This window comes from Sphingobacterium sp. lm-10 (assembly GCF_023554555.1).
Lineage (GTDB): Bacteria > Bacteroidota > Bacteroidia > Sphingobacteriales > Sphingobacteriaceae > Sphingobacterium.
Genome location: NZ_JAMJWC010000001.1, coordinates 146,847 through 159,283, shown reverse-complemented (window position 1 = coordinate 159,283; position 12,437 = coordinate 146,847). Strand labels below are relative to the sequence as shown.

The window sequence follows — 12,437 nt, the reverse complement described above, 5'->3', positions numbered from 1 at the left end:
AAAAATAAGCACATGAAACGAATTTTAAATATAGGATTGGCCGTCGTAGCACTTCTGCTCGGCAGCTGCAATAAGTATATGGATATCGTGCCCGACAATATTGCCGAACTGGAACAAGCCTTCTCCATGCGCGCTATGGCCGAGCGGTACCTCTTTACCTGTTACAGTTATATTCCCAGAGGGAATGATTTACAGCGAAACCCCGCACTCCTATCCGGAGATGAGTTCTGGCTGAACTCCATGAGCAACTATTCTCAGAGCGATTATCCTAACTGGTACATTGCGATGGGTGCGCAAAACACCAATAGCCCGCTACTCAACTACTGGGATGGAAATAATCAAGGTGGAAGTAGCGATGATCACATCCGTCTGTGGCGAGGTATTCGTGACTGCAATATCTTTTTGGAAAACATCTACAACGTGCGTGATATGGATGAAATGGAAATTAAGCGCTGGGCTGCAGAAGTCACCTTTTTAAAAGCCTATTTTCATTATTATCTACTACGGATGTATGGTCCGATTCCAATCGTTGAAGAGAATACGGCTGTATTCGAAGACCCCAACAATGTAAATTTTGAAAGGCAATCGATCGATGAAGTTTTTGCATACATCGTGAGCAAGATAGATGGTGCCATGCCAGATCTGATGGTCGATGTGATGCAGCCAGTACAGGAAAACGGACGGGTCACACAAATTGTGGCCAAGGCCATGAAGGCCGAAATATTGGTCACTGCGGCCAGCCCACTCTTCAATGGTAATTCAGACTATGTGAGCTACACAAATGCCGACAACCAGCCATTATTTAATGCGGCACTCAGTATGGAGAAGTGGCAAGCAGCAGCCACCGCATGTCGGGAAGCGATCGAGACGGCTCAAGCCGCCGGAAAATCATTGTACAAATGGATACCCCCTACCACCATGATTACCCGACCGCAGCAAAGCACTATCCATCAGATGAGTATCCGACAGGCCGTTACTGAGCGATCAAACAATCCGGAATCGCTTTGGGTGAATAACCGCAGTACGGCTAATCAATCTCACCAAGGACACGCCTACATGCCTCGAAGTATTGATCCTGCCCGCATCACCAACCAACAAACAGGCGGCTTTATGGCACCGACTATTAATATTGCTCTAGCATTTTACAGCAAAAATGGGGTACCTATCGAGGAGGACTACACCTACAACTATGCCGGGCGTTTTGAACTGAGAACTGTTCCTCTGGGGAGTTCTCCTTATCAATATGATTTGATTCCCGGCCATACTACGGTAGGTATGCATTTCGATCGGGAAGATCGATTCTATGGCTCCCTTTCTTTTGACGGAGGTCGTTATTTTATGAATAATCACACAGACGACATATTGGCTTATGCTATCAATGCCAGACCCGGTGGAAATGCTGCGGCGACAAATTCGCCTACACGGTATTCAGGCACGGGGTACACGCCTAAAAAACTGGTTAGTTATTTCAATGTAATCGGAGATGGTCAAGCATTTAGCACCTATACCTATCCTTATGTGATGATGCGCCTGGGCAATCTGTACTTGCTGTATGCAGAAGCATTAAATGAGGTGAATGGCCCTTCTGCGGAGATTTTTCAATACCTCGATGCACTACGTGAACGCAGTGGCTTACGTGGTGTTATAGAATCCTGGTCCGACTATTCTATTAATCCCAACAAGCCTAATAGCCAAGAGGGTCTACGAGAAATCATTCACCGCGAACGCACGATAGAATTAGCATTTGAATCACAACGATTCTGGGATTTACGAAGATGGAAAACAGCGCAGGAAGTACTTAATACACCAATATATGGATGGGATATCCGACAGAACACGGCACAGACCTATTATAGAAGAGTCGTCATGTTTACCAGAACATTTACGCAACGCGACTATTTCTGGCCGATCAGTATTAATGAACTACGTCGAAATGACAAATTGTTGCAATCCCCACTCTGGTAAGCATCAATCAAAATGATTCACATTTAACCATAAGATATGAGACATTATTTTAATACTATAAAAACACCTCTTTTGCTATGCCCGCTTCTACTCCTATTGACGGGCTGCGCCGAAGACCTTATACCCGGATCATTCCGGCAAGGTGAGAAACCTGGCGCGATTACCTCCTATACTGTAACAAGCGTACCGGGCGGCGCCGTGATCCGTTACGAATTGCCCAATCATCCGGATTTACGTTACGTAAAAGCGGTATACAGCATGGCCGACGGCCGTGTCCGTGAAAATAAGGCATCCATTTACAACAACAGCATATTAGTAGATGGCTTCGCCAAAGCAGGCGATTATCAGGTAAAATTGGTGGCCGTGGGTGTGGGTGATGTAGAGTCTGATGCTACAGCGATCGCTATTACGGCATTGACGCCCACTTACCTGCAGACCTTGGAGAAGTTGCGGGAAGAGGGAAATATCACAGCAACTTTTGGTGGAATCCGCCTGTTATTCGAAAATGCGACGGAAACCCCTTTAGCCATTCATATTATTTCTCGAAACGACCAGGGTCAATGGCAAACAGCAAGAGACTTTTACACTCGTCTTGGTGCTGGAGTGCTTAATGTACGGGGCTTTGCGGCGCAGGAACGAGAATTTGGCATTTTTGTAACCGACCGATGGAATAACACGTCCGATACCATTCGAGCTAACTTTCTACCATTGCACGAAGTGATGATGGATAAGTCTCGCTTTCGGGAATACAATTTACCGACCGATACCTGGCAGGCGCATACCGGATTCCGTACTCCCTCGGTTTTGTGGGATGGGAATGATCGCGTATCCAGCACCATCTTCCATACCGCGCCGGGAACAGGTATTCCTCAGCATTTTTCATTTGACATGGGTGTGGCGGCAAATTTGAGCCGGTTTCTCATGTACTCCAGATTGAATTACGAATACCAATTTAACCATCCGAAGATGTTTGAATTATGGGGATCAAATAATCCTGATCCTGATGGCAGTTGGGATTCATGGACACTGGTGGGCACCTATAATTCAGTCAAGCCCTCCGGCCTTCCTTTGGGTGAAAGCACCAATGATGACATTAACTACGCGAGAGCAGGCGAAGAGTTTGATATCGAATTTCAAGAAGAACCATACCGCTACTGGCGTTGGCGCACACTGGATACCTGGGGTGGAAATTCGGATGTATCGCTGGGAGAATTTACCTTTTTTGGCACGGTCAATTAGTGTCCTTCATTTAAATAATGGACTGTATTATTAGCTTTTAAAACACATGAAACGACTTCATATTCAACTATTAGCGGTGTTTATCACCTTTTTGGGGATGCTTTTGCTTACGCAATGTACTCCTGTAGATCATTTTTATAGCGACTACTTATCGGATGGCGAGCGCATTTATCCTGGCCGAATAGATTCTATCCAATTTAAGCCGGGCGACCGTCGAGCAGGCATTCGCGCTCGAATAAGCACCGATGCTCGGGTGGTAAAACTGCGCGTATCCTGGGGTCAAGGAAACACCTACGAAGTTCCGGTGCTGCCCACTGAAATTGCTGGATACAAGGAAATTGTGATTCCAGAGGTAGCAGAAGGCATTTATACCTTCGATATTCGCACCTTCGACCAGGAAGGCAATCAATCTATGCGCTCAGAAATATTCGGACGTGTATATGGTCGAAGCTACATCAACAATCTCAACAACCGGATTGTAAATAACTTGGAATATACTCCTGATGATGAGATTGTACTCAATTGGTTCGTAGAAACTGCCGATACTACGTTGTTAGGCACGGTCTTACGCTACCCGAATCTTACAGGTGATAGCGTAGAGGTATTTATACCGCCCAACAGCAATCAAACATTGCTACCAGAAATTGATATTACGGGCACGTTTAACTACCGCAATTTGTATAAACCCAGCCCTTTGGCTATAGATACTTTCTATGCGCATCCAGTAGCATTAAGAACACGGGAATTGCTTCCACCAGATAGAGAAGAATACCCTTATACCACATGGTCCATAGCAGGATTCAGCTCGGAAGAGCCGAATAACAGCCGATTAGCGGCTCGTTTGATTGATGGACGCGATGACACCTTTTGGATCGCTCGATTTTCTAATAACGCGACCACCTATCCAAATCATTGGGTGACGATCGATATGGGTGAACCCTTGCAAGTGAACGGATTTATGTTCGCACAGAAAAATGGAGATCGTAAAATACGAGATATGGAAGTACAGGTGAGCAACGACAATCAAAATTGGGAGGTGGCCACGCTGATCAGACTTGTTGCTGTAGATCGTACCAAGCAATATTTTGACCTACCGGAGGCGCTCACCTTCCGGTATTTTAAAATCATTCCGTTAAATGGACACGATTCCCAACAACAGCCAGGCTTGGCTTTAGCCGGAACGTTTAAAAACGTGTTCACAAATTAAGTGACCCTCACTATTTAAAAAGGAGCGGCTCCGATACCAAATTGGTATCGGAGCCGCTCCTTTTTACGTTTAATTGTATTTAATACGCTATTACTGCGCAGCAATCTTCTGCTCAAGCATCTTGATAAAATAACCACCCACTACAGAACGTGCTTTAAAGCCTCTTCTCTCTGGTTTATCTGTAAATACCCAGTCAGACATCGGTGTACGGGTAGTACAGGTGTTCATAAAATGATGCACCGGTTTTACAAACTGCTCGAAAGTAGCTTTATCATCCGCCATCGTAGCCGTCCAACAAATCCAGTCGGTCTTCGTATAGGTTTCGCGGTTGTCTAACGGGAGGCCATATTCATTTTGCTTGGTTAAGTAATAGGCGATCTCTGTATCGATGATATCTTTATCAAACAAGTCCATATCAAACAATTTATCCCATACCAAATTATACTTTTGGCTCCAGGTACCCGACTTATCAAAAGTCAGCCGGTAATGATCACCGTCATTAGCCATGTTTTTCCATTTTGTAGCCATATCCTTCGCAATCCTCTCATACTTCTCTGCGACATCTTTCTTGTCTAACATGGCCGCTAATTTCGCGTAGGATCCAATGCCTACGATGGCTTTGATAGACAGGTTTGCATTATGTGCAAAATGTCCGGCAAAATCATCCGTACACAATTGGTTGTCTGGATCCAAACCATTTTCTATCAGATAGTCGGTCCAAGTCGTCAACACATCCCAATGCTTTTCCGCATACTTTGCATGCTCTTCCATACGCGCGATAGCATAGGTCAGAATCAGCATATTCCCAGATTCCTCTATGGGCATATCGCCGCCATAGGTTTGTCCATTGGCTAGTGGGTAGGTGCCCACGTCGTGCGCCGCGAATGGCTTAGTCCATTTTCCGCTTTCACTATAGGCAAAAATAAAATTCAACAGACCCTTCGCTAGTTCTGGATTATAGTATAAAAATAGTGGTGCGGATGGATAGGTAACATCCACTGTACCGATAGACCCATTACTATCGTTTTCTTTTGAAAGAAACATCAGATCACCATTGGGTGCTTCTACTAATTTGTGCGCAGCAATAGATTGACGATAGGCCAGCGCACACAGTTCGGCATATTCTTTACCACCTGTGGACGTATATTCTTGCATAAAATCAGCATCAAAAGCATCCGCTCTTTTACGCAGCGCTGCGTATTCCTGATCTGCTTTTGCAAATTCAGCCTCTATCGTATTTTTTCCATCCTTATTCCAATATCCCCGTAGGTTTTCTCCAAAGTACTGAATGGAATAGACATCGTCGTAGCCCACCATAATATGATCGTGATGTTCGCCATCAACTTGGAACGACTTTGTATAAGCAATATTTTGATGACCGTCGGTGCTTGCCCCACTGACTTGAGAAATATCGTTGCCAGCAGCAAATGCCTGACGCAAAGCCCTACTTTCGCCGGCACCCACACTTCCGTTCTGATCACTTCCTGCCAGGTAAAAATAGCCCCAATCTATATTGATATGATCGCCGCTACGCTGCAAGACCGGCTGCTGAGCACTTCCGGTTTTTGCGATGAGCAAATTTCCATTTTTACTGGTCGACGAGGTGGACGCTTGCGATGGAAGATTCAACGCCCAATTGGGTGCAGCTTCCAGATAAATGGATATGTCACGAGGCTGGTCACTCTTGATGTCGTACGAAATGTAATTAATTGGTCTGGAAAGCAGGTGTAGATCATCTAAAAACAAAGGTGCGGTAAAGGTGACTTTCAAATCCACATCGCCACAGCGAAAAGTATAATGCGTCTGCATAGCCTGTACATCTACCGAAATTTGTTGTGCCGTTTTGGCAAATGATGCAGGGATGTCTTTCTCCACGACTAAACCCACATCAAAAAAAGCATTGCCTCCGGTATTGTGACAATATCCTGCAATAAGATGCTCGCCTTTGGTCAATTTTGCGGCTTGCTCTGGTGTTAGCTTGTAACGCTTATTTTTAGCGGTTGCTGGCCCACTATTGACCAACTCTTCGGCATCCAGATAGAGCACTACATCATCATCATGGGAATACTCTAGGTAAACCGTTTTACCTTTTAGATCTTCATTTAGTTGAAATGGTCGACGTACCCATATCTTTTCTTCGTTCCATGCTGTCTTGGAAGATGGCTCGCTATCCGGCGTTCCAAAAGCGCCTTTACCAGACTGCCAACCCTGATCATTGAAATCTTTCGAAAACCAATCTCCTGATGGCATTTTGGTAGTAAATTGACCCGCCCAAGGCGTATCTTCTCCCATGGGCAATAATGGAAAGACTTCCACTTCCTCGGTACCCATAAATCGATAAATCTCATCTCCTACTTTTAGCACGCCCAGCAATGGAAAAGGTCGTTCTGTCCAGTGCTTTACCGTAGAGCCGTACAATTCATCCGTGTACGACCAGCCACTTGTGTTTGGATCAATGGTAATCAAAGGGTAAGCTGGCGCCCGTAAATCACTTTTTACAGAAGAAGGCTGCTTTGAACAAGAGATGGCCATCGTGGCCAGAAGAAGTCCGGTAAAAAAACGTTTAATCATATAGCATGTTAGTTTTAGGAAAGCACAGCTAGATTTAACTGTCTCCCCGAATTACATTTGGTTATTTTTTAAAATAGGGCGCTGCTTGCGGCGCAAAACTAGCGGTATCGCCTGCAACGGACGGCCACTCATCCTTCCAGCTAATCGCGTCGAGCATCAATACACGTCGGGAGGTACCACTGGCTACCCGATCATTCTGCGTATCTATCCCGTGATAAAGCATCCAGTCTTGTTCATTGTCGTCCGTGATGATACGCGAGTTGTGGCCAGTACCTACAAATCTGGAGTTGCCTTTGAGCAGCAAGGTACCATTTCCACGTTCAGCAATATCTCTCCCCTGTTTATCCAGGTAAGGCCCCTTTAAAGTGCTGGAACGACCAACCAGTACGCGGTACGTACTTTTTTTCCCTTCGCAACAACTACCTTTTGACCCGATGAAATAGTAATAATCATTTCTTTTATGAATAATGACGGCTTCAAAATCTCCTGCTGCCAGTTTAAATTTTTCAGCATCTGCTGCGATGTCCAAACCATCATCTGTCAATTCTACCCCAAAAGTCCCTTGCGTGGGCGCATCGCTAAAGCTCCCCCAAAACACATATTTTTTGCCTTGATCTTCATAGTAAAAGGGGTCGATGGAATTCGGTACGTCAATACTTTTACTATCAAATAACTTACCCTGATCGGTAAATGGGCCTTCTGGCGTTTTTGCCACAGCAACTCCTATACCTGGGTTGGGATCGCCCCAAGTAGAATAGGCATAATATAGATGATACTGATGGTATACCTGTACCACATCTGGTGCCCAAATGCCACCTTTCGACTTCCAATTTGGTTTTTCACGCAGTGCGTTTCCAACGGAGCGCCAATGTATCAGATCGGAAGATTGCAAAATGGGCACCAATCTACTTCCTTGTCCATCTCCCCAATTATCTTGGGTGCCATAGGCGTAAAATACGCCAGTAGATGGATCACGAAAAACGGTAGGGTCTGCCAAAATGGGTTCAAAAACAGGATTGGCATAGGTAAGCGAAGAATCTTGATTGGTAATAGCCCTTGACCCAACACGAGTAGCGTAACTGGAACACGACAGTAGCAAAGCACCTACCACAATTCTGAAGGAAACTTTCGAAAAATTCACAAACATCTGTACAAGAATTAACTCAATTTATAATGGTCGCAGTGCTTGCGCAGGTATTACGCGTGCATGCGGATTAGTTCTAGATAGCTATCTAAAACAAATTTGGAAATAATAGATCACAGGAATCTATCTATTTAGTTCATAAACTATCCAAATTGATTCATAAAAGGTTTTAGCAAAATGATTTTACTAGATAGCTCTTATCAATGTACTATCTATCGCTTTTGCCAACTTTTCTTCCACGTGGTATGTTTTAGCATATTTCGGCCATTTATTTACGATCTCCATTACCTCAGTAATAATAGCTTCTGGATTACGGATAGAATTCTGCTTTGCCATAGTCAAAAGATCACTTTTTACAAAATCCTTCCTTTTACCGTTTATACTGAGGTTGTGTTGGCTTACCCAATCGCTTTCAGGGCGATAGGCATAGCATATATCGTAAGCTGGCGCTAATTTCCATTTCCCATCCTGTTCCATGATGAATGCAAAATTCTTAGTATGGTCATCACAGTTACGAGCAGTTTCATTGTACGCAATAATCGCTTTCGGTCTGGCTCCACCCGCCGAAGTACCCATCTTCAGTACATCGAGCAATACGTCCTGCATGTCATGATCCGTATGGGTTTCAAAATGCTCTTTACTTTCCAATAGCTTAATAGTGGTGTCAATTAAACTGGACAACGCTATGGTGTGTGAACTGTTTGCCCGTGACAGCGTAGTCGGCTCAAATTCTAGTGCGCCCATACCTCGGCTACCAATGAAACAAAGCAGTTCTACTGGGTTTAATGAATTTTCTGGCCTTCCGTTGCGCGCAAGCCAGATATTAATCAGTTCATTTCCATATCTGTCTGGTAAACTATCTGCCAATAGTCCCGGAAGACCTTTAAAGGTGGAGGTATTGCGTAATTCTGAAAAAGAATAGATACTTGAAGACAAAGGCATCTTGATAGGTGCCACTTCCAGTTTTCCTGCGGCAAACCTTTTGTCGTACTCAAAAAAACCAAGCTGCTGCTTTTCATCCCAGGCAACTGCAGCAATTCGTTTGCCCCGTAGTTTTACAAAGGCGGTTTTTACCATTCCCAATCATCTTTATCGCGTTGCGTATTGGTACGGTAAGCTCTTTTGCGTTTCTTTTCGTCCTCCTTTGCCAATAGCATAGGACTGATTTGATTTACGACTTTAAATTGTTCGAGAACATATAAAGCATCAAGTACGCGCAGGATTTTGAGTAAATTTCTTAGCGCGATATTTTCACCCCTCTCCAGTAAACTTAATGTTGATCGGCTTATTGCCGCTCGCTCGGCCACTTCATCCTGCGAAAGATTTTGCGCTACTCTACGTGTTTTGATGAATTCACCTACTTGCTGGAGAAGCGCTGCATCACTTAAAGAATTTGTGTATGATAAATCATTCATTTTATATGAAAATAAATAGTATTGCATAATATATCATTCAAATATACTAATTTCATGCGATATAAAAAAATGAATTAAATATCATTCAATGATAATAATAAAATGACATATTGAATGATATTTAATTCAAAAATACATTTATCTAACTCGATTTACTCAAAGTTTGTACAATATTTGGAAGTAAGATTTCATTCCATAAAGCGTACATTTTTGCAGATGGGTGTAAGGTATCTGACGCGGTCAATGTCTGATCTGATGTTGCTAATCTTGATTTAGGGGTGATATCCACAAATAGCACTCCTTCTCTGCTCGCTTCTTCTCTAACAATGTTATTGTAGGCGTCAATGTCATCACTGATCTGCAAAACAAGATTTTTTTCCTTGGCAAAATCAGTGACACCATAATCTGGAATGGAAAGTACAAAAACCCTATCCTTTCTGCCATTAACAAAGGCAATCGATTTAAAAATTAGTTGCTGAAGCTCTTCGCGGTATTGCGTCTTCGATTTCGCTTGATATTGATTGTTTACACCAATTAATAGCGTCACAAAATCGTATGTGTGATCTGTTTCTTCACTTTCAATAGCAGCAATGAGATCGCTGGTTGTCCACCCTGTTTTAGCAATGATCTTTACACTCTCTACCGGAACATCATGATCTTTCAACAGCGCGGTCAATTGATATGGAAATGATTCTCTTTCCGTCACCGCTTCGCCAATAGTATACGAATCTCCTAATGCTAGATACCTGTAGGTCTTATTTTTCATTTCCATTCAACAAAAGATCCTGTTTTAAAACGTGTTTTCACCCCAGTTTTCCTTTTCTTCTGGATTCCATAGATCCGGAAAATACATCAATCGTCGAATTTTAGGAGACAAATATTTTTTCCAGTTGGTGCCTCCTGTAGAGGTGACAGTCTCCGAGTTTTTTGACAAGTGTTTAGCCGCAGATCTGTAATGTACCAATGGCCATTTCAAATTAGCGTTTGCATCAAACTTTCGCATTTCACCAATTAATTCTTCATTCAATACCTTATTAGGTCTATTCTTCCACAAATACGCAATATTTTTTTTATGATATTTGGCCGCCTTTTCTATAATCAAATGCTTGTATTTCTCTTCAAACTGGACAAGACCGAGTACTTTTTTATCACTGTTCGGCTCGACACCTCCTTTTCTCCAATATAATTTTTCGTAGATCACTTCTACACTTTCTTCGGCCGCCTCATCATGATTTTTAAAAGGCTCTTCTACTAAATTTTTAAATTCCGTAGACAGTATCTCTATTTCTCTGAATTGGAAGGATTGAAAACCGCTCGAAGGCAACAGCGCCAGGCGAAATTTCAGAAATTGATTCCTATCCAGTCCTTTCAGCATCACTTCAAAAGAGTTGACGAGTTGCTCAAAATAGCAGTTTACGCGTTTGAGTTTCGTAATTATAAATTCATCGTCGACTAACCCTTCTTCAATTAATTGCTCTAATTCTGCAATGATAAGCTTAAAATAAAGTTCTGTTATCTGGTGATACGTAATAAATATATGCTCATCCTGAATGTGAGTTCTAGGAATTTGGATGCTTAACAACGTATCCAGGTGAATATAATCCCAATAGGTTACGTAATTAGAATATAAAAACCCCTCTAAATGTGTCACAAGATCTTGCCCATCTTCTTCATACTTTTCATGAAGCATATGGAGAAGGTAATGCACTTTCGGGTCGTTGATATTATTCATAGTTTTCACTTTTTGTGATTTGATCTACTTTTTAGCTTACACATGAATTGATGGTTACTAGGCATTTTTCCGAGTAGCCGCAGGCCCACCTACTGTGAGTACACCTATTTTGAGAATTGATTATGAACAGAAAAACTTCTTACGAAACACCATATATGCGGAACGGACGGTAAAGAATACCCAAATTCCATTCAGAATATATAAAATTATTATTTCCATAACATCAGTACTTATAAAACGTGACTATATATAAATAATCAATTGTGTTGATCACACCTTAGTGGCCAATAAAGAATAAAGCATGGGGATTTTATTTTCCAAATGCTTAATCCGAAACTTACCAGGTTCAAATTCTTCCGTATGACTAAAACAATCATACGGTGAGTAGTCGTATTCTTTAAATTGAGAAAGATGTAATCCGTTGGATAGCAAGCTTCCCAGCACATCGCCCAAACTATGATTCCACATCACATAGTCGTGATTAATAGCGGCTTCTTTATCAGCATAGGTACCATTTTCATTCTCGCTAATGGCGCCGGCATTGAAGTAATTGTAGTGTACTGTTTTAAAATCATCATCAAACATCCACACGACGGGATGAAACTCCACAAAAACGAATTTTCCACCCGGCTTGAGATAATGCGTTACTATTTTAGCCCAACGATCTAGATCAGGCAACCAACCAATGGTGCCGTAACTGGCAAATACGAAATCAAATTGCTTATCCAAGTGTGCTGGAAGTTCATAGATATCGCTACAGATAAATTTTGCGGAGGAATTGGTCTGTGCAGCAATATCTACTGCACTCTCAATGGCTTTATCGGATAGATCCACTCCAGTCACTTCCGCCCCTAATCGGCCTAAAGAGATCGAATCTTGCCCAAAATGGCATTGCAGATGCAGAACAGACTTACCTTTTACATCTCCAAAAAGATCCAATTCAATATCCTTTAGGGAATTGTTTCCGCCTAAGAAACCAGGCATATCGTAAAAGCTTGATTTTAAATGTGCATCGGTTCTATTATTCCAAGATGCTCGGTTAATCGCTAAATAATCTTCCTTTGCTTGCATAATACAAATTGATTATCCTAAAATTAAGAAAATTATTTGATTCAGTAGCTTTTCAATCCACTGTAAAAGGCAGTATCTGCTTCCTTTGCGATA

At 42.6% G+C, this 12,437-nt stretch carries 10 protein-coding genes; 3 read left to right on the top strand and 7 right to left on the bottom strand.

The window, feature by feature from the left end; translation table 11 throughout:
- Positions 1-12 precede the first annotated feature (12 nt).
- From M8998_RS00660 to M8998_RS00650, 3 genes are read left to right on the top strand one after another with little or no spacing between them, the layout of a single operon-like run.
- Complete coding sequence (locus M8998_RS00660) at positions 13-1,965, top strand: RagB/SusD family nutrient uptake outer membrane protein (protein WP_249990053.1); 1,953 nt, start codon at positions 13-15, stop codon at positions 1,963-1,965.
- Positions 1,966-2,001: 36 nt separating this feature from the next.
- Positions 2,002-3,204: a DUF5000 domain-containing lipoprotein gene (locus M8998_RS00655; RefSeq protein ID WP_249990052.1), complete on the top strand. Its 1,203-nt coding sequence runs from the start codon at positions 2,002-2,004 to the stop codon at positions 3,202-3,204.
- Between the two features lie 46 nt (positions 3,205-3,250).
- On the top strand, positions 3,251-4,411 hold the full coding sequence (locus tag M8998_RS00650; protein WP_249990051.1) for a DUF4998 domain-containing protein: 1,161 nt from the start codon (positions 3,251-3,253) through the stop codon (positions 4,409-4,411).
- Between the two features lie 90 nt (positions 4,412-4,501).
- On the opposite strand, the gene M8998_RS00645 is transcribed toward M8998_RS00650, so the two are convergent.
- The 7 genes from M8998_RS00645 to M8998_RS00615 all read right to left on the bottom strand — a co-directional run bounded on the left by M8998_RS00645 (position 4,502) and on the right by M8998_RS00615 (position 12,344).
- Positions 4,502-6,982, bottom strand: a complete 2,481-nt coding sequence (locus M8998_RS00645) for a glutaminase family protein (RefSeq protein ID WP_249990050.1) — start codon at positions 6,980-6,982, stop codon at positions 4,502-4,504.
- 61 nt (positions 6,983-7,043) lie between these two features.
- A complete protein-coding gene (locus M8998_RS00640; protein WP_249990049.1) occupies positions 7,044-8,123 on the bottom strand; it encodes a family 43 glycosylhydrolase in 1,080 nt (359 codons plus the stop codon).
- 189 nt (positions 8,124-8,312) lie between these two features.
- Entirely contained in the window at positions 8,313-9,203 is an 891-nt protein-coding gene (locus M8998_RS00635) for a type II toxin-antitoxin system HipA family toxin (RefSeq protein WP_249990048.1), read from the bottom strand.
- Entirely contained in the window at positions 9,197-9,541 is a 345-nt protein-coding gene (locus tag M8998_RS00630) for a helix-turn-helix domain-containing protein (RefSeq protein WP_249990047.1), read from the bottom strand. Before M8998_RS00630 ends, M8998_RS00635 begins: the two co-directional genes overlap by 7 nt.
- 142 nt (positions 9,542-9,683) lie before the next feature.
- Positions 9,684-10,307: an SGNH/GDSL hydrolase family protein gene (locus M8998_RS00625; RefSeq protein ID WP_249990046.1), complete on the bottom strand. Its 624-nt coding sequence runs from the start codon at positions 10,305-10,307 to the stop codon at positions 9,684-9,686.
- Between the two features lie 24 nt (positions 10,308-10,331).
- Positions 10,332-11,273 carry a tryptophan 2,3-dioxygenase family protein gene (locus tag M8998_RS00620; RefSeq protein ID WP_249990045.1) on the bottom strand — a complete coding sequence of 314 codons (942 nt, stop codon included), beginning with the start codon at positions 11,271-11,273 and terminating at the stop codon, positions 10,332-10,334.
- Positions 11,274-11,543: 270 nt separating this feature from the next.
- A complete protein-coding gene (locus tag M8998_RS00615) occupies positions 11,544-12,344 on the bottom strand; it encodes a class I SAM-dependent methyltransferase (protein WP_249990044.1) in 801 nt (266 codons plus the stop codon).
- Between the last annotated feature and the right edge of the window lie 93 nt (positions 12,345-12,437).

Bases quoted from the DNA above. Each gene is read 5' to 3' on its own strand.
- M8998_RS00660 (WP_249990053.1), top strand. From the start codon at position 13: ATGAAACGAATTTTAAATATAGGATTGGCCGTCGTAGCACTTCTGCTC.
- M8998_RS00645 (WP_249990050.1), bottom strand. From the start codon at position 6,982: ATGATTAAACGTTTTTTTACCGGACTTCTTCTGGCCACGATGGCCATC.
- M8998_RS00630 (WP_249990047.1), bottom strand. From the start codon at position 9,541: ATGAATGATTTATCATACACAAATTCTTTAAGTGATGCAGCGCTTCTC.
- M8998_RS00625 (WP_249990046.1), bottom strand. From the start codon at position 10,307: ATGAAAAATAAGACCTACAGGTATCTAGCATTAGGAGATTCGTATACT.
- M8998_RS00655 (WP_249990052.1), top strand. From the start codon at position 2,002: ATGAGACATTATTTTAATACTATAAAAACACCTCTTTTGCTATGCCCG.
- M8998_RS00615 (WP_249990044.1), bottom strand. From the start codon at position 12,344: ATGCAAGCAAAGGAAGATTATTTAGCGATTAACCGAGCATCTTGGAAT.
- M8998_RS00635 (WP_249990048.1), bottom strand. From the start codon at position 9,203: ATGGTAAAAACCGCCTTTGTAAAACTACGGGGCAAACGAATTGCTGCA.
- M8998_RS00620 (WP_249990045.1), bottom strand. From the start codon at position 11,273: ATGAATAATATCAACGACCCGAAAGTGCATTACCTTCTCCATATGCTT.
- M8998_RS00650 (WP_249990051.1), top strand. From the start codon at position 3,251: ATGAAACGACTTCATATTCAACTATTAGCGGTGTTTATCACCTTTTTG.